Source organism: Modestobacter italicus (assembly GCF_000306785.1).
GTDB lineage: Bacteria > Actinomycetota > Actinomycetes > Mycobacteriales > Geodermatophilaceae > Modestobacter > Modestobacter italicus.
This window is the reverse complement of sequence record NC_017955.1, coordinates 400,356-425,393: the sequence shown is the minus strand read 5'-3', so window position 1 is coordinate 425,393 and position 25,038 is coordinate 400,356. Positions and strand designations below refer to the sequence as shown.

Sequence of the window (25,038 nt, the reverse complement as noted above, 5' to 3'; positions counted from 1 at the left end):
CGCCCCGGCCGGAGCCAGGGCGCGCCGGCGATCAGGCGGTCCAGGCCTGGAGCTCGGCGAGCCCGACGTTGCGGGTGGTGCCGCTCACCGTGGTGAACGTGACCCGCAGCGTCGTCGTGGACCGGGCGGTGAAGGTGACCGTGACCGGGCCACCGGCGTTGTCGAGCACCGGCACGGTGACCGTGGACCCGTTGGAGAAGGTGATCGTCGCGGCGGTCACCTGGTCGTCGAGGTTCGGCCGGTCGTAGAGCACGACCCGGCTGAGGGTCACCGGCGAGCTCCAGGCCAGCTGGATCCAGCTGCCCGCGACCCCACCGACGGTCGCCCACTCGGCGGCCGCGTTGGTCGGGTAGCCGGCGATGACGTTGTCGATCGCCTTGGTGGCCGGCTGGCCGCCGTTGGTATTCTGCGACGACGCGGAGACCGTGGCGGTGCGCGCCTGGTTCACCGCAGCGGCCGGCGGCGTGGTGGTCGGTGCCGTGGTGGTCGGTGCCGTCGTCGTCGGCGGGGTCGTGGTCGGCGGGGTGGTCGTCGGCGCCGTCGTCGTCGGCGCGGTGGTGGTCGGCGCCGTCGTGGTGGGTGCCGTCGTCGTCGGCGCGGTGGTGGTCGGCGCCGTCGTCGTCGGTGCCGTGGTGGTCGGCGCCGTCGTCGTCGGGGTCGTCGAGCCGCCGCCGTAGGCCTGGAACTCGGCCAGCCCCACGTTGCTCGTCGACGCGCTGACCCCGGTGATGGTCAGCCGCACGCTGGTCGTCGAGCGGGACGGGAAGGTCACCGTGACCCCGGCGCCGGCGTTGCTGAGGGTCGGCACCGCGACCGTGGTGCCGTTGGAGAACGTGAGCGTCCCCGCGGTCACCTGGTCGGAGGTGTTGAGCCGGTCGTAGAGCACGACCCGGTCGACCGTCTGAGCCGTCGGCCAGGTCAGCTGCACCCAGCTGCCCGCCTTGCCGCCCTGGGTCGCCCACTCCGCGGTGGCGACACCCGGGTAGCCGTCGATAACGCCGTCCTTGACCTTGACCGCGGTCTGCCCGTCGTTCGGGTTCTCCGAGGAGGCCGTCACGGTCGAGGTCGTGGCCAGGTTCGGCGTGGCCGGCGGAGTCGTGGTCGGCGGCGTCGTCGTCGGCGGGGTGGTCGTCGGCGGCGTGGTCGTCGGCGGCGTCGTGGTGGGCGGCGTCGTCGTCGGCGGCGTGGTCGGGTTCGACGGGCCGGAGCCGGCGGTCCAGGCCTGCAGCTCGGCCAGGCCGACGTTGCTGGTGCTGGCGCTCACCGAGGTGATGGTGACCCGCAGGGTCGTGGTGGTCCGGGGAGCGAAGGTCACGATCTTCCCGGCGCCGGCGTTGTCCAGCGACGGGACCGTCACCGAGGTGCCGTCGGAGAACGACACGGTGGCGGCGGTGACCTGGTCGGAGGTGTTCGGCCGGTCGAACAGCACGACCGAGCCCAGCTGCACCGGCTCCAGCCAGTTCAGCTGCAGCCAGCTGCCGGCCTTGCCGGCCTGGGTCGCCCACTCACGGCTGGCGACACCCGGGTAGCCGTCGACGACGCCGTCGATGGCCTTGGCCGCGGTCTGGCCGTCGTTGGCGTTCTGCGACGAGGCGGTGGCCGTGGCGGTCAGCGCGGCGTTGCCGGTCTGGCCGGGGTCGGTCGGGTGCAGCTCGCTGGACAGGTGCTGCCGGGGCAGCCAGGTGCCCTCGGGCCGCGCGTTGCAGGCGGCCAGGCTCTGGCACATCTGCGAGTCGTAGGGCGCGTAGGCCAGGAAGGCGTTCTGCTTGTTGGTCAGGTCGGCGCCGGAGACGTTGGCCGGCAGGTCCGACCCGGGGTAGCCGAGGTACCCGACGACCGGGATCGACGGGGCGGCGGCGTTCTTCGCCGCGACCGCGAACCGGGCCACGGTGTAGTGGTCGCTGTGGTCGCCGTCGCCGTAGGCGCCGCGCTCGTCCAGCGTCCGGACCGTCGCGGCACCGGAGGTGGTGATCAGGCTGCCGAGGGTGCTGATGAGCTGCGCGCGGGTGTAGTCCTGGATCGGCGCGTCGACGGTGCGCAGCGAGGCGATGGACCCGCCGTAGAGGTCCTGCAGGCTGGTGTAGCCCGACGCGCCGGTGCCGCTGCCGTCGATGTTGCCGTCGGGCAGCCGCAGGAAGTACAGCGCCAGGCTCGGCTTGCCGGCCAGCGTGGACTTGTTCACGACCTTGCCTGCGATGGTCACCGTCGTCTTCGTCCAGGAGTTCGCGGTGTTGGCCATCTTCGCGTAGGCGGCCCGGACACCCTCCTCCCGGCGCTGCGAGTACCCCGTGCCGCTGCCGGCGTCACCGGAGGTCACGTAGACGGTGCTCACGCACCCGGTGGACTGCACGTTCTGCAGGGTCGCCGGGTTGATGAAGAACAGGTCGTCGTCCGGGTGGGCGATGATGTTGATCGAGCACCCCGCGGCTGCCGAGGCGGTGCCGGCCGTGAGGCCCACCGCCGCGAGGGTCGCCACGACGGTGGCTGCGAGCAGTGCGCCCGCCACCCGCCCGGCTCCCGACACGCGCCCGCCCAGGGTGCCCAGCGGGCTCCCCCAGCGCATGCGCCCCCGACGTGCCTCTGCTGCCCTGCTCACCCGTTGCCTCCCACTGCTTTCCCCGTCGGCCGCTCATGACCGCAACGCACCGTAGTCAGTGACTGTTCGAAAAGCCCAGGCCCGTGGATTGTTCACTGCTGAGGAAACTGTGGAAACGCCAGATGTACGGCGTGTCCCTGACTCAGAGTGACGGGGCAGGGGCGACGGCAGCCGACTCGCCGGTCGGCTTGGTCGCACTCCGTCGTGCGCGCAGGTAGAGCGCGGGGCCGACCAGGAGCCCCTGCAGCTCCCGCCGGGCAGCTCCCGGAGGCGCTGCGGCCGTGCTGCCCAGCCGCTCGGACGTCTCGTCGGAGATGGCCCGGCGACGGCGCAGCCCGGGCACCACGCGGCGCAGGATCTCCGCGCGGGTCTCGCGCTGCAGGAGGCACTTGGTGAGGTAGGCCGACAGCCCGGTGCCGTAGCCGTAGAGCTGGCTCAGCAGCGCGTCCTGGTCGGCGCGGTGGTGGTGCCAGACGATGGCCGCCGGCTCGTAGACCAGCGCCCGGCCGGCCCGGAGCACCCGGACGAAGATGTCCAGGTCCTCCCCGCCACGGGTGCGGGTCCCGGCCCCGAGCGCCTCGTCGAAGCCGCCGAGGTCGAGCAGCAGCTGCCGGTCGAAGGCGATGTTCGCCCCGGTGCCGAACAGGCCGGGGGCGTAGGGGTAGAGCGGGTCGTCCGGTCCGCTGCCCTGCAGGTCGAACAGCTGCGGCTCGACCCGGGTCGACCACAGCGACGTGCGGGCGTCGAAGTACTCCTCCGCCGGGCTGGAGATGGACGCGGTGCAGACCAGGCCGGTGACGCAGCCGACGTCGGGCCGGCGCGCGAAGCCCCGGAGCACGCCCTGCACCCAGTCCGGGTCCACTGCCACGTCGTCGTCGGTGTAGGCCAGCACGGTGCCGCGCGCCTCGGCGAGCCCCTTGTTGCGGGCCGCGGACAGCCCCGGCCGCGGCTCGCGCACGTAGCGGAACCGGGGGTCCTGCTGCTGCGCGGCCTCGACGACCCGCTGGGTGGCGTCGTCCGGCGGCGCGTTGTCGACGACCACCACCTCGAGCCGGGGGTACGTCAGCAGGCGGAGCCGGTCGAGGCAGCCTGCGAGCTGGTCGGCCCGGTCGCGGGTGCAGACCACCACCGACACCAGGACGTCGGAGTCCACCCGGTTCGGGCAGCCCTCTCCGGCCGCGGGCAGCGGACCGCCGTCGTCCTCCTGCTGCTCCTGCGCGAGGTGGGCGGTGACGGCAGCGGCGAAGCGGGTGCGGGCGTCGGCGGCGACCGCCGCGGCGTCCACGCCGGCCGCGCCCGCAGGCACTGTGACGTAACCGAGCGGCTCACCGTGCAGCCGGACGAGCACCCGGGCGTGCGCCTCATCGGCGAACGGGCTGACCCCGCGCAGCTCCGGGCTGCCGGACAGCTCGAGCTCACCGCACCAGGTCGCCTCGACGGCTGCCGGACCGGGCCGGGACGTGGCCGCCATCAGTAGACGTACACGTAGAAGCGCGCCACGGTCGCCCCGACGACGGCGAGCACGACGAGGGCGAGGGCCACGTGCAGCAGCCGCCACCGGACCCGCTGCGCCCGGCGGCGCTGCGGGCGGTCGTGGAGGTCGCGGCGGCCGCGGCCGGCGGAGACCAGCTGGTCGGCCGCCTCGAGTCCGGCGGCCAGCACCAGGGCCACCCCGAACAGGGTCAGCCCCAGCCAGCCGGCAAGTGCGTCGAGCATCGCGTCAGTCTCCCTGTCCCACGGCCTGCAGGACCGTTGCGTCGGCGTCGGCGTAGACCACCCGGTAGAGCCCCCGGTCGACCAGCTCGTCGGCGATGGCCGTCGTCCAGCCGGCGGGCCGGCCCTCGGTCAGCTGGCCCACCTCGTCCTGGGTGCGGCTGACCACCACGAAGTCCGGCTCCTCGGTGACCGCGCACTCCACGGCGTCGGCGGCCTCGCAGCCGGCCTCGCTCATCAGCAGCGGCACGAGCTCGCCGACCCGGTTGGCGCCGAGCGCGCCGGTCGACGCGGGGGTGCCCACGACGTCGCCGCGCTGGAGCCGGTCGAAGAGGGCGTTCGCCGCGGCGACGTCACCGGTGGTGACCCGCTCGAAGGCGATGTTGAGGCCGCGCGTCGTCGTCAGCAGCAGGCTGCCGACGGTCAGCGCGACGGTCACCAGGGCGACGGCCAGCGCGGTGCGGCGCACCGCGAGGCGCGGCAGCCGCAGCCGGCGGCCCAGCGCACCGAGCGCGACGGCGGCGAGCGGGGCGAGCAGCGGCGCGGCGAAGACGAAGGACCGCAGCACGATCTCCCCGCCGTAGCTGCCGAAGAGCACCAGCGCGCCGGCCGCCATGGTCAGCCCGGCGAACAGCGGGGCGCCGGGCCGGTGCCGGATCAGCCACCAGCCGGCGAGCCCGGCGAGGGCGTACAGCAGCGACCAGCCCAGCCGCACGTTCTGCATCGTCTGGTAGGTCGGGTCGGCGGTCAGGCTGACCCGGCCGCCGACGGCGCTGTCCAGGTTGGAGTTCAGCTGGCCGAGGTCGTCGAGGACGGTGCTGAGGTTGCCGATCCAGTAGCCGGAGGCCCGGTAGCTGAACCAGAGCAGGAAGACCAGGGCGACCAGCAGCCACAGCCGCCGGTAGCGGGTGTGCCCGGTGACCACGAAGACCAGCAGCGCGAAGATCAGCGTCGCCGGGGTCAGCTGGTGGCTGACCACGATGGCCACGGCGATCCCCAGCAGCGCGACCTCCCACGCCAGGGCGCGACCGGCCGACACCCCGTCGGGCAGCGCCGGCCGGCGCCGCCAGGCGGTCCGGGACCGGGCGGCCCAGCCACCGGCCAGCGGGGTGGGCCGGGCCTGGGTCGCCATCCACAGCAGCAGGGCGAGCATGGTCAGGTACAGGTACAGCGCCGTGGCCTGCGGGGAGAAGTAGTCCTGCTGGTACCAGTTGGCCGACAGGTAGACGAAGACCGCGAGCCAGGCCAGCCGCGTCGAGCGGGTGATGCACCGGGCGATGATCAGGATCGGCGCGATCGCGGCGATGTTGTAGAACGCCGGGGAGAGCGACAGGAAGGTGCTGGCGTCCCGCACGCCGGCCAGCTCGACGAGGTCGGCGCCCGCGCCGAAGAAGCCCGGCCAGTACGCCCGGGCGTCCAGGCCGAGGAAGGAGGCGTGGTTCTCGGTGATGAACCGGATGAAGCCGACGTGCAGCCAGCCGACCGAGACACCCGCCTCGCCGTCGCCGACGTTGGTGTAGCCGAACACGACGATGCAGAGCACCACCGCGGCGGCGGCCAGCACGACGGGGTCGACGACCGGACGGAGCAGCTGGCGGGCCGCGACCGCGGCGGTCAGCACCAGCGCCAGCACGTAGGCCCAGCTCAGCACGCCGAGCACGCCGGTGGCGCCGGCGGCGTCGAGGTCCAGCCAGCGGGTGGCCACCCACCACGACAGCAGGGCCAGCACCAGCAGGCCGGCGGAGACCAGCCGGTCGGGGGTGGCGAGCCGGCTGCGCAGCGACGGCGCCGGCCGGGCGCCCGGCTCGTCGGCCGGGTGCCGGCGCAGCGCGACGACGGTGAGCAGCAGGGAGACGGCGGCGGTGCCCGTGGCCCACGCCGTGGGCCCCCACCAGCCGGTGGTGACCTCGACGGCGGCGATGATCAGCGCGACCCCGAGGCTGAGCGCCACGGCCAGGCAGCTGCTGAGCAGTGCGTAGGGGACGCGGAGCAGGGAGGCCAGCGGGACGCCGGGCACCAGCAGCGTGAACAGCAGGGCGAGCAGCGTGCGACCGGGCACGTCGAGGTCCAGCCCGGCGACGACGACGGTGAGCACCGCCACCAGGGCGCTGACCCACAGCGCGGCGCGCTCCACGCCCCAGCGGGCGCGGTGCGGGGTCTCGAGCTCGGCCACCTCGGCGGCGGTGGGGAACCGGGCCGGGTCCTCGGCGAGGAGCGCGCTGCTCCCGGCCGGCGAGTCGGCGTCACGCATCGGCGGTCCGGGCGGCCGGCCGCGCGCCGGGCGGACCGGTACGCGCGGGGTGGGAGGCCGTCGTGCGGGCCATCGTCATCTCCTCGATCACACGGGGGGTGGGCGGGGTCGCGGCGGTCATGCCGCCTCCCCCGCCTCGTCGAGCAACGACCACGGTCGCTCGACCAGGGCCTCGGCTGCCGCGACGACCTTGTCCCGGGCGACGAACGTCGAGTCGTAGGTCAGCGTCACGCTCAACGCCTTCCCCCACTCGCTGGTGCAGACGGTGATGCCGCCGGGGATGCTCGGGGCGGCGCAGGTGAGCACCTGGCCCGGGCCGGCGGAGGTGTCCCAGGGCAGGCGCCGGAGGAAGCCCATGGAGCCCAGGTGGCTGAGCACGACCGGGCCGCCGGTGCGCTCGCCGTTGCCCGACCTGGTCACCGCCGACCACAGCGGCGACAGCGCCTCGCTCGCGCTGGCGGCCATCAGCGAGACCAGCGGGAGGCCCAGGCCGACGTCGGCGTTGACCTGCTCGGCGACCTGCCGCGGGTCACGGCAGCTGGGGTCGGTCAGCCGCAGGGCGGCGGAGAAGTTGCCGACGACGTCGACGGAGGAGGGCAGGTAGCGGCGCAGGTCGTACATCACCACGGAGTCGGTGCTCGGGTGGACGGCGCCGTGCCGCTCGAGGGCCCGGCGCGCGGCCGACATCAGCAGCAGCGTGACCGAGACGCCGGGGTGGTGCTCGGCCCCCCAGGCGCGCAGCGTCGCCATCGTGCCGACCGGTCCGGTGCGGGCGACCAGGGACAACCCGGTCGTGTCGTCGGGGACCGACGGCTGGTCCGGGCGACCGCCCTGGTCCAGTCCGCGGCGCAGCGCCGCCTTCCAGGTGGCGAGCTTCGGCTCGCGGGCGAGGCTGTTCCAGGTCGCCTTCGCCAGCGGGTAGCGGGTGGTGCTGTCGGTGGACGCCAGCAGCCCGGTCGGGACCTCGCCGGTGGCGGTCGCACGGAGCAGCCCGCCGACGACGCTGCGCAGGCCGTAGTTGCCGTCACCGAGGACGTGGTTGACCTGCCAGCCGAGGTAGCCGTCGCCGACGGTGACCGTGAACGGCCGGTCGTCGGGCGGCTGGGGCAGCAGCCCGGCAGCGATGGTCTCCTGCTCCTCGGGCGTCGGCCGGCGTCCCTCGGTGCCGCCGGGCGCCTCGGTGACCAGCCGGTGCAGCCAGGCGTCGAGCTCGTCGGCGGGGACCGGGGTCCAGCGCAGCGGCGAGCCCTCGAGCCGGCACAGCACGCGGGCGGTCGGGTCGACGGCGTGCAGCCGGCGCAGGGTGGCGCGCAGCGCGGCGGCGTCCACGCCTGCGTCGAGGCCGGTGATCACCGAGACGGTCTGGATGCCCTGCCAGAGGCGGTTGCGGAGCTCGACCCGGGTGGGGCGCACCGACCGGTCGTCACCGCGCCGCAGGTCGACGGGCCTCACAGCCCGCTCCGGCCGGCGGCGAGGGCCCCCCGGCACGGAGACACGGGGCGGCACAGGTGTTCCATGATGCTCCGATCGCACGGTCGTCGGTCTCGTCGGACGGGACGTCGAGATCCAGGCCTGGTCACCCAGAGTATGCGGAGAGCCGGTGCGGTAGGCGGCCCTGCGAGGGCGGTCACCCGTTGGAGTCGCCCGATCAGGTGACCGGACCGGACCTGGCGGTGCCGGAACCGCGGCAGGCCGCGGCGGGGACGTTCGGAGTGCTCCGGCAGGGAGTCGGAGATCACGGCCTCAAGTCCGGCCCCGCTGCCGCCGATGTCCATCGTATGCCGACCACCGCCGCCCCGACCGCCGCGCCCGCGCTGCCGGCCGCCGTGGCCACCGACGCCGTCACGCTGCTGCCCTCCCGGGTCGCGCTGATCGAGCGGCTCGCCGAGCGGGCGCCGTCCTCCGCGGACGCTCCTGCCGCGTTGGTGCTCATCGGTCTGCTGCCCCGCGACACCCGCTGGCCGGTGCCCGGCAGCCACCTCGGCCTGGTGGCCGCCGCGCTGTCGGCGGACGTGCGCGCCGACGACTGGCTCGCCCGCTCCGGGCCCACCGAGTTCGCGGTGCTGCTCGGCAGCTCGGCCGCGGACGCCGAGACGGCGACCGAGCGGCTGCTGCAGGTGGTCGTCGGCGCCGGGGTGCCCGGGCTGACCGCGTGCGCCGGCATCGCGGCCCTCTCCCCCGACGTCTCGGCCACCGAAGTGCACCGCCGCGCCACCCTCTGCCTGACCACCGCGCTCAGCGTCGGCGGCGGTCGGGTCATCCGGTACCGCGGCGCCCGCCGCTGACGTCCCGCCCGAGGGCGGGTCAGCGGACGACGGACCTGGCCTCGTGCGGGTCGTCGGTGCCGGCCCGGGCGGCGGCCTCGGCCTGACGGGCCTCGAGCCGTTCGCGCTGCGGGATGACGGTGTACTTCGGGTCCTTGGCGCTCTGCATGCCGGCCTCGAAGACGCCCATCCGGGTCAGCAGCGAACCGGCGGCCAGCAGCACGCCGCCGACCACCGAGCCGGGCCGGGTGCGGCCGAGCAGCGCGGTGATGCCGGCGCCGCTCACGGTCGCCGCCTTGGCCGCGCGCAGCAGCTTCCCGGCCTTGCCGAGGTGGTAGGGCTCGCTGACGATGCCGTGCCCGTGCTCGACCCGGTGCATCGCCGCGAGCTCCACGGCCACGCCGGTCAGCGCCACCTTGCGCGACGGCCCGGCCTCGTCGACCGGGGTCAGCGCCATCGTGATGCCGCCGCCGGCGGCCATCGCCGACCCGGCGAACACGAACGGCAGCTCGTCGTGCGGCGCGTGCCACGACGGGACGGCGGTGTTGGCGATCAGCACCGCGGTGTAGGTCGCCATCGGCCCGCCGAACGCGGCCGCACCGACCGCCGCACCCTTGCGCAGCACCGGGAACGCACCGGCGATCGACGGCAGGAACGGCAGCACCTTCGTGCCCAGGCCGTAGACCGGCTTGAGGTCCAGCAACCGCACCGCGGCCGCCGCCGAGGCCAGCGCGCTGAACGGCGACAGGATGTAGGAGCCCACCGACAGCGGTGAGGTCGGCTTGAACACCCGCAGCATGTGCAGGAACCGCTCCGGCCGGCCCAGGTCGTCGATCAGCAGCACGACCGACGCGAGCGCGCCGACCCCAGCCGCGTACTCGGCGTTGCGGGCCAGCTTCGGGCGGCCGGTGAACTCGGCCAGCGCCGCGATCACCGACGAGGTGCCCGCCGCCCCGCCCAGGAAGAAGTAGACCGGGACCTCGGGGTTCTTCCAGGTCGGCGACTTAATGATCTGCCGGCCGTAGTACGAGCTGAACTCCGCGTCCGGGACCATGGCCGCCTCGCGGTTGCCGCTCCCCCAGCCCCCGCCACCACCGCGGCGGCGCTTGCGCCGCGGCCGGGTGAGGTCCTCCCCACCGGCCCGGTGCCAGCCGGCACCCGGCGTCAGCGGCGCCTCACCGGCCGGCTCGTTCCCGGTCTTCGGCTGCTCGCTCACGCCGTCACCCCCAGGGCCGACATGGCCGACATGGCCCTCATCGCCTGCGTCCGACGAAGGCCGAGGCCACGACGCCGACGATCATCGCCGCGCCGGTGGCGGCGGCCTTCCACATCGAGGGCAGGTCGCGGGTGGTGACGATCGGGTCCGGCGGGAAGCCGTAGACCTCCGGCTCGTCGAGCAGCAGGAAGAAGGCGCCGACGCCACCGACGCCGTCGGCCTCGTCCCGGCCGTAGAGCCGCGCCGTCTCCACGCCCTGGCCCTTCAGCGTCGCGAGCCGGGCGTCGGCCCGGGCCTGCAGCTCGTCGAGGTCGCCGAACTGGATCGACTGGGTCGGGCAGGCGGTCGCGCAGGCCGGCTGCAGCCCGTCGGTCAGCCGGTCGTAGCACATCGTGCACTTGAAGACCCGGCCGTCGTCCTCGCGCTTGTCGATGACGCCGTAGGGGCAGGCGGGCACGCAGTAGCCGCAGCCGTTGCAGATGTCGCCCTGGACGACGACCGTGCCGAACTCGGTGCGGAACAGCGCACCGGTCGGGCAGACGTCCAGGCAGCCGGCGTGCGTGCAGTGCTTGCAGACGTCGGAGGACATCAGCCAGCGGATCTGCTTGTCGCTGCCGCTCTGCCCGGTCTGCGGGTCGAACTGGGTGAGCGACTCGGCGTTGAGCACGCTGGTCTGCGCGTTCAGCGTGCTGTCGGCCTGCGGGCTGATCGGGTTGACCGGCTGCCCGGCGTCCTGCCGGTCGTCGCCGGGCCGGCCGAACGTCGGCATCGGCAGGTCCACCGCGCGGCTCTGCTCGATGAACGCCACGTGCCGCCACGAGTTGGCACCCAGCTGGCCGGTGTTGTCGTAGGACATCCCGGACAGCCCCATGACGTCCTTCGTGCCGTGCGAGTCGTCCATCGGGAGCGTGTTCCACTCCTTGCAGGCGACCTCGCAGGCCTTGCAGCCGATGCAGACCGACGTGTCGGTGAAGAACCCGACCCGCGCGGGGTGGTCGGGCTCGTACCCCGCCTCGCCCTGCACGTCGGGCAGCGGCCCGTAGAGCCGGTTGCCGCTGACGGCCCGGGTGTCCTTGCTCAGGCCCGGGCTGGCCGAGCTGACGGTGGTCATCGCGTTCCCCGCTCGTCGTTGGTCACGCGCCGGCCTCTTCCATCGCGCTGGGGTCCTCGTCCGGTGCCCGGCCGTTCACGCCGACCCGACCCGACTCGACCCCCGCGCGGCGGCGGTAGGACTCGACGAACTCCAGCAGCTCCGGCCCGCGCGGACGGCGTCCGGGCACGATGTCGGCGGTGCTGACCTTGTCCTCCTGGATGTGGGTGTTCGCGTCCAGCACGATGCCCAGCAGGTCGTTGGCGTTGTCGCCGGTCGACAGCCCCGCGTAGGACCAGTGGTAGGGCATGCCGATCTGGTGCACGACCTGCCCGCCGCGCAGCTTGACCGGCCGGATCCGCTCGGTGACCAGCACCTTCGCCTCGATCGCCGTCCGGGCGCTGACCAGGGTGGCGAACTCGCCGTTGGCCAGGCCGCGCAGCTGCGCGAGCTCCGGGCTGACCTCGACGAAGAACTCCGGCTGGAGCTCGGACAGGTAGGGCAGCGTGCGGCTCATCCCACCGGCGGTGTGGTGCTCGGTGAGCCGGTAGGTGGTCACCTGGAACGGGAAGACCTCGCTGAGCGAGGGGTTCTCCCGGTTCCACGGCCCGGCGATCCGCTCGATCGTCGGGCTGGACTGCTGGTCGTAGAGGTAGTTCTCCACGACCGACTCGGCCGGCTCGTAGTGCGTCGGCATCGGGCCGTCGACCAGCCCGGACGGCGCGTACAGCCAGGCCTTGCCGTCCATCTGCATGATGAACGGGTCGGCCCCGCCGATGGCGGCCTGCGCCTTGGCGCCCTCCGGCGGCACGTAGTCCGGGCGCTTGGTGGCCTCGAAGTCCGGCACGTCGTCGCCGGTCCACCTCCCGGCTTCCTCGTCCCAGTACACGTACTTCTTGCGCTCGCTCCACGGCTTGCCGTCGGGGTCGGCGGAGGCGCGGTTGTAGAGGATGCGGCGGTTGAGCGGCCAGGCCCAGCCCCACTCCAGCGCCACCGGGCCCTGCTCGCGGCGCGACTTCCGCCGCGCGGCCTGGTTCACCTCGTCGGCGTAGACGCCGGAGTAGATCCAGCAGCCGCTGGTGGTCGACCCGTCGTCCTTGAGGTCGAGGTAGCCCGACAGCGCCCTGCCGTCGGGGCCCACGCCGTTGATCTCGCGCAGCACGGCCTCGGCGTCGGGGTCGGCGGTCTCCCCGATCGTCGGGTAGTCCCAGGTCAGGTTGAGCAGCGCCTGGTCGCGCGGGTCGGTGGACCCGGCGAGGCGCCGGCGCAGGATGCGGCCCAGGTGGAAGTAGAACCACAGGTCGCTGCGGGCGTCGGCCGGCGGCTCGACCGCCTTGTGCCGCCACTGCAGCAGCCGCTGCGTCTGGGTGAAGGTGCCCTCCTTCTCCACGTGCGTGGCCGCGGGCATGAAGAAGACCTCGGTGGCGATCGTCTCCGGCGCCATCTCCCCGGACTCGATCTCCGGGCCTTCCTTCCAGAAGGTCGCCGACTCGATCATCTGCAGGTCACGCACGACCAGCCAGTCCAGGTTGGCCAGCCCGAACCGGTTCATCTTGCCGTTGGGCGAGCCGACCGAGGGGTTCTCCCCCACCAGGAAGTAGCCGTGCACCTTCCCGGCGATCATGTCCGCGATCGTCCGGTAGGAGCTGTGGTCGCCGTTGATCTTCGGGATCCAGTCGAACCGGAAGTCGTTCTCCGGCTGGGCCGCGTCACCGAACCAGGCCTTGAGCAGGCTGACCGTGTACGCCCGCTTGTTGCCCCAGAAGCCGGCCTTGCCGGCCGAGTCGGCCACGTAGTCGTCCAGCGACTGGTGCTGGACGGAGTGCGGCATCGGCAGGTAGCCGGGCAGCAGGTTGTACAGCGTCGGGACGTCGGTCGAGCCCTGGATGCTGGCGTGCCCGCGCAGCGCCAGGATGCCGCCACCCGGCCGGCCGATGTTGCCCAGCAGCGTCTGCAGGATCGAGCAGGTGCGGATGTACTGCGCGCCGACGCTGTGCTGCGTCCAGCCCACCGAGTACACCCAGGCCGTCGTCCGCTCGCGGTTGCTGTTGCTGGTGACCCACTGCGCGACCTGCTCGAAGACCTCCGGCCCGATGCCGCAGACCTCGGCCACCATCTCCGGGGTGTAGCGGGCGAAGTGCCGCTTGAGCACCTGGAACACGCTGCGCGGGTGCTGCAGCGTCTCGTCGCGCACGGGCTTGCCCGGGATCGGCGCGCCACCGCTGCCCAGGGACTGCGCCTTGTCCGCGGACTTGACGTCGTGGTGGTCGTCGACCCGCTCCTGCTCGGCGGCCCGTGCCGGGTCGTCGGCGCGTGACTCCTCCGGCTCGGCGAACTCGTACTTCCAGCTGTCGGTGTCGTACTGGCCGTGCTCGGGGTCGAACCCGGAGAACAGCCCGCCGAGGTCCTCGGCGTCGACGAAGTCCTCGCCCACCAGCGCGGCGGCGTTGGTGTAGGCGACCACGTACTCCTTGAAGTACAGCTCGTTGTCCAGGACGTACTTGATCAGGCCGCCGAGGAAGGCGATGTCGGTGCCGATGCGCAGCGGGACGTGCAGGTCCGCGACCGCACTGGTCCGGGTGAACCGCGGGTCGATGTGGATGACCTTGGCCCCCCGGGCCTTGGCCTCCATCACCCACTGGAAGCCCACCGGGTGGCACTCGGCCATGTTCGAACCCTCGATGACGATGCAGTCGGAGTTCGCCAGGTCTTCCTGGAAGTTGGTCGCGCCACCACGGCCGAACGAGGTCCCCAGACCGGGGACCGTCGAAGAGTGCTATATGCGGGCCTGGTTCTCGATCTGTATGGCGCCCATGGCGCTGTACAGCTTCTTCATCAGGTAGTTCTCTTCGTTGTCCAGCGTCGCGCCGCCCAGGCTGGCCACACCCATGGTGCGGTTCACGCGGCGCCCCGCGTCCTGCTCCTGCCAGCCCTTCGCCCGGGCGTCCAGGACGCGGTCGGCGATCATCTCCATCGCCGTGTCGAGGTCCAGGTCCTCCCAGTCCGTCGCGTACGGACGGCGGTACTTGACCGTGGTCACGCGGGACGGGCTGGTGACCAGCTGCTTGCTCGCGCTGCCCTTGGGGCAGAGCCGGCCGCGGCTGATCGGCGAGTCGGGGTCGCCCTCGATCTGGACGATCTTCTCGTCCTTCACGAACACGCGCTGACCGCAGCCGACCGCGCAGTACGGGCAGACGGACGTCACGACGCGGTCGGCCGTCGCCGTCCGGCTGACTACCTGCTCGGTGGCCTTGCTGCGCGCGGCCACGCCGCGGCCGAGGGGATCAGAGCCGGTGAGCTGCCGGAACACCGGCCACGCGTCGAGCCACGTCTTCACGACGTGGAGCTTGCCACTCGGTCGTCCGCCACGCGCGTCCACCCGGCGGGAGTCAGCGCCGTCCACCGATCTCGGGGGTGCGCTCCTCCCGCAGCGCGCGGAGCAGCACGGCGGCCCAGGTCCGGAAGGGCCGCCAGGCCTCCGCCGCCCCGGTCAGGTCGGCGTCTGGCCCGTAGCGCTCGGCGACCTCGCTCTCCAGCCGGCGTTCCTGCCGGGGCAGCCCGTCTGGGGCGTTGGCACCGCGGAGGACGACGAGGTCGGCGGCGAACGGCCCGAGCCCGGTGATCTGCTGCACGCCCCGCACCGCCTCCTCCGGGTCGACCGACCGCAGCGCCGCACCGTCCAGCCGGCCGTCGAGCGCGGCGTCGGCGACCGCGTGCAGGTACTCCGCCTTCCGTCCGGGCAGGTCCAGCTCGAGCGCCCGCAGCCGCTCCGGCGCCGGGAACGCGCCGTCGTCGCCGTGCTCGTCGACCAGCTGCTGCCGCACCTGGGCGGCCTGCACGATCCGCACCCGCTGGGACAGCACCGACCACGCGGCCGCCTCGTACGGGGAGTGGAAGCCGCAGGGCCGCAGCCCGGGCAGCTGCTGCTGGGCCGCGCCGATCACCGGGTCCCGGCGGCCGACGTCCGGCCAACCGCGCGCGTCGACGTCGAGGGAGAGGAAGCGGCAGACCTGGGCGACCGCCGCGGTCGGGTCGCCGTCGCCGGTGAGCACCAGCTGCGCGGCACCGCCGTCCTGGGCCACCTCGACCTCGGCGCGGGACCAGTCCCGGTCGACCCGGAAGACCGTGCGCAGCCGCGCCTCGCCGTCCTGCGAGGTGAGCGCCGAGGGGGCGAAGCCCTCCCAGAACCGCCGGCTGGTGGCCAGCGACCAGGGTCCCTGGACGTCGATCGTCGTCTCGAGCCGCTCCATGCGCCGTGCCCTCCCCGCTCCGCCCCCGGTGACGGCCGGAAGCTAGCGGGCGCCTCTGACAACGGCGGGGTCCCGGATCCGGGCCGGTTGGCCGAGCGGGGGTCGTTCGGCCACCATGTGCGCAGCCCGCGCCCGGTCACCCGGGGTCGGCGCTGCACCGCCCGCGCAGCGCCCGGCTGCCGGAGGCCGCGAGGAGGAAGCCGTGCGCGACGAACAGGCCGAGGCCGTCTCGTGCCACCGCTGCGGGCACAGCTACCACCAGCACAGCCCGACCTGCAGCGCCTACGACAGCTGCCGCTGCCCGAGCTTCCAGTGGGTCGACCCCGCGCCGTCCCCGGACGTCCTGGGCTACCACCGGGTCCCCGGCAGCAGCTGACGACCGGGCGGGGCCTGGCGTTGCTGAGTAGCGTCCTCAGCAACACCTCAGGAGGCGCGCCATCACCATGGACACCGCAGGTAGCCCCGAGCACGATGCCGACTGCCGCTGCGGCGGCGCCGCGGCGCACGTCCCGACCGCCCGGCCCGCGGCCGACTCGACCGTCGACTGCCCCGAGTGCGGTGAGCCCAGCAGCCCGCAGCGGATCGCCACCTGGGGCCACTGCCGGGCCTGCCGCACCGCGGACTCCCGCGCGAAGAGCCCGCTGCGCTGGTGACCCCCGGCCGCTGACGGTCAGCAGGTCGTCTCGGCGCGGGACACCCAGACGCCGGACCCCGCCGACACCAGGCGGTACCCCGCCCGCTCGCGGTCGTCCACGGCCACCAGCCAGCACTCCGACGCGCCGCTGAACATCCCGGTCCACCAGCCCCGGTCACCCGGGGCGTCGCGGCCGGCGTGCACCGCCGGCACCGCGGAGTGCCAGCCCGACCACTCCTGCCCGACGGCGATCGACATCGGGTCCACCCCGGCGTCCGCCAGCTCCTGGGCGGCGGTCCACCGCGCGGTGTCCGACCGCAGCGTGCCGGCGGTCAGCACGACCGCCAGGGCGCAGCACGCCGCCAGCAGCACCGCCGACCCGACCCACGCGCGCCGGTGCGGAGCGGCCGCGGTCCCGGCCGACGGCACCGTCTGCAGCACCAGGACGGCGAGCACCGGCGGCAGCGCCAGCAGGTAGCGGGAGTACGTCGCCTGGCCCACCAGGTCCTGGACGAGCAGCCCGGCGACGGTCAGCGCGAGGAACCAGGTGAGCACCCGCGCCGCCGGGTCGGTGCCCGCTGCCACCCGCCGGCCCCGCCGGTCGGCCAGCCGCTCGACCAGCACCCCGGCCGACACCACGGCCACGACGCACACCACCGCCCAGACCGCGTCGGGCACCAGGACCGCCCGGCTGCCCAGCTCCGCGGTGGAGTAGCCGCCGCGCTGGCTCAGGTAGTTGGCCGGGAACAGCGGCCGGTCCAGGCCCAGCCCCACCCAGCCGGCGAGGCACCCGGTGACGCCGACGGCGACCCAGGCCCGACCCCGCCGCCACCAGCGGCCGAGCAAGAGGGTCACCGGGCTGAGCACCAGGCCGGTCCAGAGCAGCGCCTCGACCCCGTGCGCGGCGGTGGCCACCAGGTCGACGACGAGGACCGGCGGGTCGTCACCGGGCAGCGACCGCCGCCAGAGCTCGAACACGACGACGGCGACCCCGCCGGCCCCGGCCGACGCCCAGACCGGTGCCCGCAGGTCACGGCGGCCGACCGCCGCCGCGAGCAGCACCGCGACCGGGGCGGCGAGCGCGCCCTCCCGCACGGTGAAGGCCCAGAGCCCGCCCAGCACGGCGCCGACCAGCAGCAGCACCGCGGCGCGGCGGGCCGGCGCCCGCACGGCGGCCACGCCGAGCAGCAGGCACCCGACCACCAGCAGGGCCGCCAGCACGTCGGTCATGAACGAGGCGGACAGCAGCCACAGCTCGCACGTGCCGACCAGGGTCAGCGCGCCCAGCACGGCCCGCCCGGGCGGCAGGAACCGGCGCAGCAGCGCGTAGGCCACCGCGGGCAGCAGCGCGGCCGCGGCCAGGCTCACCGCCTGCAGGGTCGACACCCCGCCGCCGACCAGCCGGAGGGCACCGGCGCCCAGGACGCTCTGCCCGACCAGCGACATCCGGTTCCAGCCGACCAGCCGGAGCTCGCCGGTGTCGCCGAGCCGCTGCGCGATCCGCAGCATCGCCCAGTCGTCGTTGTGCGGGAGCCCCCAAGCGCCGGTCCGGGCCGCCAGCGCGCCCGACGCGGCGGCGAAGCCGAGGACCAGCGCGACGACCAGCACCCGGTCGGCCGCGCGCTGCACGAGGGGGGATGCTGCCACGGCCGCCCGCCCCCCGTGAGGGTGAGGGCCGCCCCGCGGGTCTGCAGAGCCGCCGGGCCGGTCCCGACAACCCTGGGGTGACCACCGGACCCCTCGCCGCTCCGGCGCGGGCCGCGTCCGCCTCTCGACCAGGCGGCCCGGCCGCCCCCGCCCTGCGCCGGCACCTGCTCCTCGCCGTCCTGGCCGCGCTCCTCATGCTCTGCGCCGGGCTGCTGCCCGCCGGCCCGTCGGTGACCGTGGCCGTGGCTGCCAACTTCCTGGCCGTCGCCGTCGTGCTCGCGCTGCTGGTCCGGTCCGGACGGCGCAGCGCCCATTCGGCCGGGTGGCGCTGGTACGCGGTCTCGGTCGCGCTGAGCGCCGCCGGGGCCCTGGTCGCCGGCGCGTGGATGCCCTGGGGGCAGACCGCGCTGGGCAGCGTCCCGGGTCACGTGCTGGTCGTCGTCGCCGTCTGGCGGATGCTCGACCGCACGTCCCTGCGGGCGGCCCGGGCGCGGATGGCCACGATGTTCGTGCTGTTCGTGGTCGCCGACCTGCTGACCGTGCACACGCTCTACCACCTGTCCATCGGCCGGTCCGGCGGCCTGCCGCTGGACCAGACGGTCGCGCTGTTCGGCCTGCTGTTCAGCATCGCGCTGGGCACCGGCCTGTCGCTGGTGTTCATCGCCGTCTGCGCCGCCCACCAGCGCCGCGTCGGCTGGCTGCTGTTCGCCTCGCAGGTGGCGACCGCCCAGGCCGGCGCCCTGTCCTCCATCGCGACCGGCCCCGGGCCCGTCCAGCTCCTCGCCTGCGCCGCCAGCGTCCTCGGGCTCGCCCTGCTCGCGGTGGCCTGCGCCGCCGACCGGCCCGTCCCCTGCGCCGACCGGCGACCCGCGGACGGCTCGACGCTGGGTGCGCTGCTGCCGCACGCCACGGCGATGGCCGGCGGTTCCCTGCTGCTGCTCAGCGTGCCGGTCACCGGCACCCTGACCATCTTCGGCACGACGCTCGGCGTCCTGGGCCTCGGCGCGCTCTTCGCCCACCAGGCGGTGTCCTGGCGCACCCAGCAGCACCTCACCCAGGACCTGCAGCGCAGCGAGGCCCACTTCCGCACCCTGGTGCGGGGCAGCACCGACACGGTCGTGCTCCTCGACGACCGGCTGACCGTCACCTGGGTGTCACCGGCCATCACCGACCTGCTCGGCGTCGAGCCGCAGGCCGTCGTCGGGCGCCCCATCGCCGACACGGTGCACCCCGACGACGCCGCCGGCCTGGTGTCGGCGATGGCGGCCCCGGGCGACGAGGCGGTCCGCACCCGCAGCGCCCGGGTCCGGCACCGCGACGGCAGCTGGCGGCTCCTCCAGGCCCAGGTGCGCGACCTGCGCAGCGACCCGGACGTGGGCGCCCTGGTGCTGTACTGCCGCGACGTCACGGCCACCGCCCCGCTGCCGGTGGCGACCGACCTCGCCTTCAGCACCACCGACCCGGCCACCGGCCTGCCCAACCGCTCTGCCCTCACCCAGCGGCTCACCGCCGTGCTGCGCACCCCCTCGGCGGCCGGCACCTCGCTCGTCGTGCTCGGCGTCGACGGCCTCCCTGACGGCGACGACGCCGCGGCGCTGCGCGCGCTGACCACCCGGTTCAGCCGGGCGCTGCGCGGGGACGACTGGCTGGCCCGCTCCGGGGCCGGCGAGTTCGCGGTGGTGGTCGGCGGCAGCATCGCCGACGCCGAGACCGTCGCCGCGCGGCTGGTCGCCGCCGTCGAGCCGCTCGCCAGCGGCCCGGGCGCCACGCTGCGGCTCACCGCGGCGGCCGGCGTGACCGTGCTCTCCGCCGACGTCGACGCCGGTGAGGTGCTGCGCTGGGGCGACCTGGCGCTGCGCAGCGCCCGCGCCGCCGGCCCCGGTCAGGTACGACGGCACTCCGACGCGCTCCGGATCACCCAGGACCGCCAGGAGACGCTGCGCGCCGACCTGGCCGACGCCCTGTGCGGTGACCAGCTGCACCTGGTCTACCAGCCGGTCGTCGACCTGGCCCTGCGGCGGACGGCGTCGGTCGAGGCGCTGCTCCGCTGGCGGCACCCGGTCTACGGCCCCGTCTCCCCCGCCGAGTTCATCCCGCTGGCCGAGGAGTCCTCGCTCATCACCGACATCGGCCGCTGGGTGCTCACTCACGCGACCGCGGCCGTCGCCGCGCTGCCGCACCCCGACCTGGGGGTGGCGGTCAACGTCTCCGCCCGGCACGTCCGCAGCGGTGCGCTCGTCGACGACGTCCTGGCCGCCCTGGACGCCAGCGGGCTGCCCGCCTCCCGGCTGGTCCTGGAGATCACCGAGTCGGTGCTGCTGGACGACGGCCACGTGGTCGCCGACCTCCAGCTGCTGCGCCGGCTCGGCGTGCGCATCGCGGTCGACGACTTCGGCACCGGCTGGTCCTCGCTGGCCTACCTGGTGGGCCTGCCGATCGACGTGCTGAAGATGGACCGCCAGTTCCTCGCCGACGTCGAGACCGACCCGCAGCGCCGGGCGCTGTGCGCCTCGGTGCTGCACCTGGGCAGCAGCCTGGGCCTGGCCGTCGTGGTCGAGGGCGTGGAGACCCAGGCCGAGCTGCAGCTGCTGCGCGACATGGGGCACCGCTTCATCCAGGGCTTCCTGCTCGCCCGCCCGATGGACGTCGTCGCGCTCGAGACGCAGCTGCCCGGCATCGGCGCCGACGGCACCCCGACCACGGGCACCGACCCCGCCCACCCGGTGGGCGCGCGCTTCCCCCGGCCGCCCCGGTGACCGGCGTGCGCCGCTCGGCGCCGGCGTTGACCGCGCTGGCCGCGCTGGCCGCCGTGCTGCTCGTGCTGCCGCCCGGGCCGGCCGGCGAGCTGCCGCAGTGGGACGACCTGGTGCTGGCCGCGACCGCGGCGTGGGCGGCCTGGCGCTGCAGCGCGCTGACCCGGTCGATGCGGCACCGCGACCGGCTGCCCTGGCAGGTCCTGGGCGCCGGCGCGCTGGTGTTCGCCGCCGGCAGCCTGGCCACCGGCACCGGCATCGGTGCCGAGCTCGGCGGGCAGGCCGGTGGGCCCGGTCTCGGCGACGTGCTGATCATGCTCGCCTCGTTCGGACCCACCGTCAGCGCCGCGCTGCTCGGCGGCCGGGTGCCCGGCACCCGGTGGCCGGTCCTGGTGATCGACGGGCTGCTCGCCACGGTGGCGCTGGTCGTCGTCGCCGACGTCCTGGTGCTCTCCCCCGCGCTGGCCCCCGGCGCGCTCGCCGACGACCGCGAGCCGCTGCTGCTCGCCTACGGCCTCTACCCGGCCGTCGTCGTGGGCGTGGTCGGCGCGCTGTGCACCGTCACCACCCGGGCGGTGACCCGCTCGGCCACCGGCATCGTGCTGGTGACCGGCCTGCTCGCGCTGGCCTCCGGGCTGCTCGCCGTGCACGTCGCCCGGCCCGAGCCGGGCTGGGCCGCGGCGGCCGACGTCGCCGTCGTGCTGGCGCTGGTGTCCGGGGTGCGGGTGGTCCAGCTCGCCGCCGGCCGCCCCGCCCCCTCGGCGGCCGACGCGGCCGTCGCGGTCAACCCCGCCGGCGCGGTCATCGTCGTCGTCGCGCTGGTCGGTGTGCCCGTCGCGCTGCTGACCGCGCTGGTCCGGGGCATGCCGCTGCACGTCGGCGCGGTCGCCGGGACGGCGATCGTCATCGCGCTGCTGCTGCTGCGCATGGTGGGCCGGATCCGGGACGCCGGCCGGGCCCGCGAGGACCTGGTGCGCAGCGAGCAGGACTTCCGCGGGCTGGTCGAGGCCAGCTCCGACGGCGTGGCCATCGTCGACGCCGACCTGCGGCTGGAGTTCACCTCGCCGGCCGCCCGCACGCTGCTCGGCGTCGCCGACCCCGACCCGCACCCGCTGCTGCTGGACCTGCTGCACGAGGAGGACCGGCCGCGGGTCCGGCTCGAGCTGACCGGCGCGGTCGGCGCGGTCACCCCGACGCTGCAGCTGCGCGTGCCGCACGCCGACGGCGAGCCCCGCGAGCTGGAGGTCACCCACCACGAGCGGCCGGGCAGCGGCCGCCGGGTGCTGCACCTGCGCGACGTCACCACTCGCCGCCGGCGCGAGCGCGAGCTGGAGCGGATGGCCTTCACCGACCACCTGACCCGGCTGCCCAACCGGGCGATGCTGTTCCAGGAGATGGCCGCGCCGTCGGCCGCCGAGCGGCGGCTGCTGGTGCTCGACCTCGACGGCTTCAAGGCGGTCAACGACACCGCCGGGCACGAGTCCGGCGACCTGCTGCTGGTCGAGGTCGCCCGCCGGCTGCAGGGCCTGCTGCGCACCGACGACCTGGTCGCCCGGCTCGGCGGCGACGAGTTCGCGGTGCTGATCGCCGGGGACGAGGAGGCCGGGACCGAGGCCGCCCAGCGGGTCGTCGACGTGCTCGGCCAGCCCTACCGCGTCGGCGGCCGCACCTTCTCCGTCGGCGCCAGCGTCGGCCTGTGCCGGGTGCACCCCGGCGGCGGCCAGCTGGCGTTCCGGCTCGCCGACACCGCGCTGCGCGCCGCGAAGCAGGCCGGCAAGGGCTGCTGGCGGGTGCACAGCGAGGACCGGGGCGGCCAGGCCGCGGCCACCAGCGACGTGGCCGCCGCGCTCGCCGGCGGGGAGGTGCAGCTGCGCTACGACGTCGTCGCCACCAGCGACACCGGGCTGATCACCGGGGTGCACACCGCACCGGTGTGGGCGCACCCCGAGCTGGGCCTGCTGCCGGCAGCGGAGCTGTGGGCCGCCGCCGAGCGCCAGGGGCAGGACGGCGCGCTGCAGCAGTGGCTGATCCGCCAGGCCTGCGCCGAGGTGGCCGCGCTGGACGGCGAGCTGCAGGTCGGGGTCGACCTGCCACCCCGCCAGCTGCGCGCCGACGAGCTGGCCGGGGAGGTCGCCGCCGCGCTCGCCGGCAGCGGCATGGCCCCCCGCCGGCTGGTGCTGGCCTTCGACGAGGAGGTGCTGCAGACCTCCTCGGCCGGGCTGATCCCGGCGCTGCACGTGGTCCGCGCCGCTGGCGTGCACCTGTGCCTCAACGACTTCGGGATGGGCTCCACGCTGTGGTCCCAGCTGGCCCGGGTGCCGCTGGACACCGTGCGGGTGGACGTGCGCGGGCTGGCCGCACCCGACGACCACGAGCGGACCATGAAGGTGCTCACCGCCATCGAGTCGAGCGCCGCGGCCTTCGACGTCTACACCCTCGCCGGCGAGGTGGGCAGCCCGGAGCTCTACGACCGGATCCGGACGCAGTGCCGGATGGCGGTGACCGGGCCGGTGCTGCCCGTCGGGCTCAGCGCGCCCCAGGTAGCCACGCTGCTCCGGCACCCGTCGGCGACGGTGGTCGCGGCGTCGGTGCCGCGCCCCCGCGCCGAGGTGTGAGGCGGGGGCAGGCCTGCCTCAGCGGGTCAGCAGCCGCTTCCGCAGCCGGCCGAGGACGCCGGGGCGGGCCTCCCGGCCGGCGCGCGCGTCCGGGCTGAGCAGCGCCGCGAACTCCTGCAGCGTGGGGTGCGCCGTCAGGTCCGCCGCGGTGAGCGAGACGCCGAAGTGCTCGTGCACCTCGGCGAGCATCTCCTCCACCGCCAGCGAGTCCCCGCCCAGCGCGGTGAAGCCCTCGTCGCGGCCGACCTCGTCCAGCTCCAGGATCGCGGACCAGATCTCGTCCAGCACGACCTCGTCCCGGGTCGCGGCCCGCTGCAGCTCCGGGCGGTCGGGGACCGGCGGCAGCGCCGGGACGTCGACCTTCCCGCGTTCGGTCATCGGCAGCTCGGGGAGCAGCACGACGTCCCGCGGCACCATCCAGTCCGGCAGCGTGCGGCTCACCGCGGCGCGCAGGCCGGCCGGGGTGGGCGCCGGCCGCCCGTCCTGCGGGACCACCCAGGCCACCAGCCGGGGCAGCCCGTCGGCGCCGGGCAGCGCGCGGACGACGGCTGTGCGGACGTCGGGCAGCGCCCGCAGCGCCGTCTCGACCTCCCCCGGCTCGACCAGGTAGCCGCGGATCTTCACCGCGTCGTCCGCGCGGCCGAGCACGTCCAGGACGCCGTCCGCGTCGACCCGGGCCCGGTCGCCGGTGCGGTAGCGGGTGCGCCCGTCCGGCAGCCGCTGGTAGCGCTGCGCGGTGGCCTCGGGGTTGCGCCAGTAGCCGACGGAGATGGTCGCCGAGGTGACGGCCAGCAGCCCCACCTCGCCGGGCGGCACCGGCTGGTCGGCCTCGTCGAGCACCTCGTACTCCCGCAGCGGCACCGGGGAGCCGGCCGGCAGCGCGCCCTCCGGGGCCGGGTCGCCGCCGCGGACCTGGAAGGTGGAGATGCTGTCGGTCTCCGACGTCCCCATGACGTTGACGAACGTGGCGTCCGGGCGCAGGTGCCGGCGGAACGAGGTGACGTCGCGGCCGTAGAGCTTCTCCGCGCTGGTCACCACCACCCGCACCGTGGAGAGCACCTCGCCGACCGGCAGGGCGGCGTCCAGCGCGCGGAGCAGCGCCGGGGAGGACAGCATCGTCTCCAGCCGGGAGGCGACGACCCACCGGGCGAGGTCGGCCGCCCCGTGCAGCCGCGGGTCGCGGACCAGCACCGTCGCGCCGTTGAGCAGGGCGGTGAAGATGAGGATCTGCCCGCCGGCGTACGCCGTGGGGACGATGAGCGCGATCCGGTCCCGTGGGCGCAGCAGCCAGCCGGCGGCGCCGGTGCAGGCGCAGGCCAGCGCGGTCTGCTGGCTGTAGACGACGCCCTTGGGCACCCCGGTGGTGCCGGAGGTGTAGATGATCGTGGCCGGGTCGGCCAGGCCGAGCTCGTGCCCCGGGGTCTCGGCGGTGGTGGTCGTCGGCAGCAGCCCGCGGACCTCGGTGATCCCGGGCAGCGCCGCGGCGGCGGCCCGGCGCTCCTCGTCGGCGAGGACGGCGGTGGCGCCGGCCAGCTCGACGATCTGGGCCAGCCGGGGCGCGGGCAGCACCACGTCCAGGATCACGCAGGGCGCCCCGGAGGTGACGACGGCCAGGTAGGCGGCCACCGTGGCGGCGTTCTGCTCGGCCATCAGGCCGATCGGCCGGCGGGCGGCCGGGTCGGCCGGCACCAGCGCGGTCAGCTCGGCGCGGAGCAGCAGGACCCGCTGGTGCAGCTCGGCGTAGGTCAGCTGCTCGTCCTCGCCGGAGACCGCCAGCTGGTCGGGGACCGCCCGGGCCAGCTCGGCCAGCCGGTCGAGCACGTTCCGGTGCGGCCCGGGGACCTCGAGCGGCGGGACACCGGACTCTGCGTCGGACGGCGGTGCGCCGTCCGTCTTCGGGAGCACGGACACTGTCGACCCTCCAGGTGTGCACGACTGACCTCCGCACGCCGGAACGACGGCGGAGGACCCCAGAAACGCTAGCCGCGATCGGCCGACAATGCTCGTAC

General features: G+C 74.9%; 17 protein-coding genes and 1 pseudogene. 5 read left to right on the top strand and 13 right to left on the bottom strand.

Annotated features, from left to right (window positions below):
- Positions 1–31: 31 nt before the first annotated feature.
- From MODMU_RS26650 to MODMU_RS02010, 6 genes are all read right to left on the bottom strand, one after another.
- Positions 32–2,524, bottom strand: a complete 2,493-nt coding sequence (locus MODMU_RS26650; RefSeq protein WP_166503365.1) for a DUF7402 domain-containing protein — start codon at positions 2,522–2,524, stop codon at positions 32–34.
- A 214-nt stretch (positions 2,525–2,738) separates the two neighbouring features.
- Positions 2,739–4,067 (bottom strand): glycosyltransferase family 2 protein, encoded by a 1,329-nt coding sequence (locus MODMU_RS02025; protein WP_014738486.1) that lies wholly within the window; start codon positions 4,065–4,067, stop codon positions 2,739–2,741.
- Complete coding sequence (locus MODMU_RS02020) at positions 4,067–4,312, bottom strand: hypothetical protein (protein WP_014738485.1); 246 nt, start codon at positions 4,310–4,312, stop codon at positions 4,067–4,069. The genes MODMU_RS02025 and MODMU_RS02020 overlap by 1 nt, the downstream gene beginning before the upstream one ends.
- A gap of 4 nt (positions 4,313–4,316) precedes the next feature.
- The gene (locus tag MODMU_RS02015; protein ID WP_014738484.1) at positions 4,317–6,560 is read right to left on the bottom strand and encodes a hypothetical protein; all 2,244 of its coding nucleotides are present in this window, start codon (positions 6,558–6,560) and stop codon (positions 4,317–4,319) included.
- Positions 6,553–6,681: a hypothetical protein gene (locus MODMU_RS29885; RefSeq protein ID WP_269454056.1), complete on the bottom strand. Its 129-nt coding sequence runs from the start codon at positions 6,679–6,681 to the stop codon at positions 6,553–6,555. Before MODMU_RS29885 ends, MODMU_RS02015 begins: the two co-directional genes overlap by 8 nt.
- The gene (locus tag MODMU_RS02010; protein ID WP_014738483.1) at positions 6,678–8,012 is read right to left on the bottom strand and encodes a hypothetical protein; all 1,335 of its coding nucleotides are present in this window, start codon (positions 8,010–8,012) and stop codon (positions 6,678–6,680) included. Before MODMU_RS02010 ends, MODMU_RS29885 begins: the two co-directional genes overlap by 4 nt.
- A gap of 326 nt (positions 8,013–8,338) precedes the next feature.
- Between MODMU_RS02010 and MODMU_RS02005 the strand changes: the two genes are divergently transcribed.
- Complete coding sequence (locus tag MODMU_RS02005; RefSeq protein WP_014738482.1) at positions 8,339–8,845, top strand: nucleotidyl cyclase domain-containing protein; 507 nt, start codon at positions 8,339–8,341, stop codon at positions 8,843–8,845.
- Positions 8,846–8,864: 19 nt separating this feature from the next.
- On the opposite strand, the gene nrfD is transcribed toward MODMU_RS02005, so the two are convergent.
- The 5 genes and pseudogenes from nrfD to MODMU_RS01980 form a co-directional block, all read right to left on the bottom strand.
- Positions 8,865–10,040 (bottom strand): NrfD/PsrC family molybdoenzyme membrane anchor subunit, encoded by a 1,176-nt coding sequence (nrfD, locus tag MODMU_RS02000; RefSeq protein WP_014738481.1) that lies wholly within the window; start codon positions 10,038–10,040, stop codon positions 8,865–8,867.
- Between the two features lie 37 nt (positions 10,041–10,077).
- The gene (locus tag MODMU_RS01995) at positions 10,078–11,151 is read right to left on the bottom strand and encodes a 4Fe-4S dicluster domain-containing protein (RefSeq protein ID WP_014738480.1); all 1,074 of its coding nucleotides are present in this window, start codon (positions 11,149–11,151) and stop codon (positions 10,078–10,080) included.
- A gap of 22 nt (positions 11,152–11,173) precedes the next feature.
- Positions 11,174–13,894: pseudogene (gene fdh / locus MODMU_RS01990) on the bottom strand (formate dehydrogenase); the annotation flags it as partial.
- Positions 13,895–13,906: 12 nt separating this feature from the next.
- A complete protein-coding gene (locus MODMU_RS30410) occupies positions 13,907–14,467 on the bottom strand; it encodes a dehydrogenase (RefSeq protein WP_014738478.1) in 561 nt (186 codons plus the stop codon).
- A 52-nt stretch (positions 14,468–14,519) separates the two neighbouring features.
- Positions 14,520–15,380, bottom strand: coding sequence for a DNA-3-methyladenine glycosylase family protein (locus tag MODMU_RS01980; protein ID WP_014738477.1), 861 nt, complete (start codon positions 15,378–15,380; stop codon positions 14,520–14,522).
- Positions 15,381–15,582: 202 nt separating this feature from the next.
- On the opposite strand from MODMU_RS01980, the gene MODMU_RS28255 reads away from it, so the two are divergent.
- Both MODMU_RS28255 and MODMU_RS01975 read left to right on the top strand, forming a co-directional pair.
- Complete coding sequence (locus MODMU_RS28255; RefSeq protein ID WP_166503364.1) at positions 15,583–15,756, top strand: hypothetical protein; 174 nt, start codon at positions 15,583–15,585, stop codon at positions 15,754–15,756.
- Between the two features lie 67 nt (positions 15,757–15,823).
- Positions 15,824–16,033: a hypothetical protein gene (locus MODMU_RS01975; protein WP_014738476.1), complete on the top strand. Its 210-nt coding sequence runs from the start codon at positions 15,824–15,826 to the stop codon at positions 16,031–16,033.
- A gap of 17 nt (positions 16,034–16,050) precedes the next feature.
- Here the strand turns inward: MODMU_RS01975 and MODMU_RS01970 are convergent, their stop codons facing one another.
- Positions 16,051–17,661 (bottom strand): hypothetical protein, encoded by a 1,611-nt coding sequence (locus tag MODMU_RS01970; protein WP_166503363.1) that lies wholly within the window; start codon positions 17,659–17,661, stop codon positions 16,051–16,053.
- Between the two features lie 77 nt (positions 17,662–17,738).
- Between MODMU_RS01970 and MODMU_RS01965 the strand changes: the two genes are divergently transcribed.
- Both MODMU_RS01965 and MODMU_RS01960 read left to right on the top strand, forming a co-directional pair.
- On the top strand, positions 17,739–20,417 hold the full coding sequence (locus tag MODMU_RS01965) for a putative bifunctional diguanylate cyclase/phosphodiesterase (RefSeq protein ID WP_014738474.1): 2,679 nt from the start codon (positions 17,739–17,741) through the stop codon (positions 20,415–20,417).
- 5 nt (positions 20,418–20,422) lie between these two features.
- Positions 20,423–23,029, top strand: a complete 2,607-nt coding sequence (locus MODMU_RS01960; protein WP_166503362.1) for a diguanylate cyclase domain-containing protein — start codon at positions 20,423–20,425, stop codon at positions 23,027–23,029.
- 18 nt (positions 23,030–23,047) lie between these two features.
- Here the strand turns inward: MODMU_RS01960 and MODMU_RS01955 are convergent, their stop codons facing one another.
- Positions 23,048–24,940 carry a non-ribosomal peptide synthetase gene (locus tag MODMU_RS01955; RefSeq protein ID WP_014738472.1) on the bottom strand — a complete coding sequence of 631 codons (1,893 nt, stop codon included), beginning with the start codon at positions 24,938–24,940 and terminating at the stop codon, positions 23,048–23,050.
- Between the last annotated feature and the right edge of the window lie 98 nt (positions 24,941–25,038).

Coding starts and splice junctions, on each gene's coding strand:
- MODMU_RS02025 (WP_014738486.1), bottom strand. CDS start 4,067: ATGGCGGCCACGTCCCGGCCCGGTCCGGCAGCCGTCGAGGCGACCTGG.
- MODMU_RS02020 (WP_014738485.1), bottom strand. CDS start 4,312: ATGCTCGACGCACTTGCCGGCTGGCTGGGGCTGACCCTGTTCGGGGTG.
- MODMU_RS02015 (WP_014738484.1), bottom strand. CDS start 6,560: ATGCGTGACGCCGACTCGCCGGCCGGGAGCAGCGCGCTCCTCGCCGAG.
- MODMU_RS29885 (WP_269454056.1), bottom strand. CDS start 6,681: ATGACCGCCGCGACCCCGCCCACCCCCCGTGTGATCGAGGAGATGACG.
- MODMU_RS02005 (WP_014738482.1), top strand. CDS start 8,339: ATGCCGACCACCGCCGCCCCGACCGCCGCGCCCGCGCTGCCGGCCGCC.
- MODMU_RS01995 (WP_014738480.1), bottom strand. CDS start 11,151: ATGACCACCGTCAGCTCGGCCAGCCCGGGCCTGAGCAAGGACACCCGG.
- MODMU_RS01980 (WP_014738477.1), bottom strand. CDS start 15,380: ATGGAGCGGCTCGAGACGACGATCGACGTCCAGGGACCCTGGTCGCTG.
- MODMU_RS01975 (WP_014738476.1), top strand. CDS start 15,824: ATGGACACCGCAGGTAGCCCCGAGCACGATGCCGACTGCCGCTGCGGC.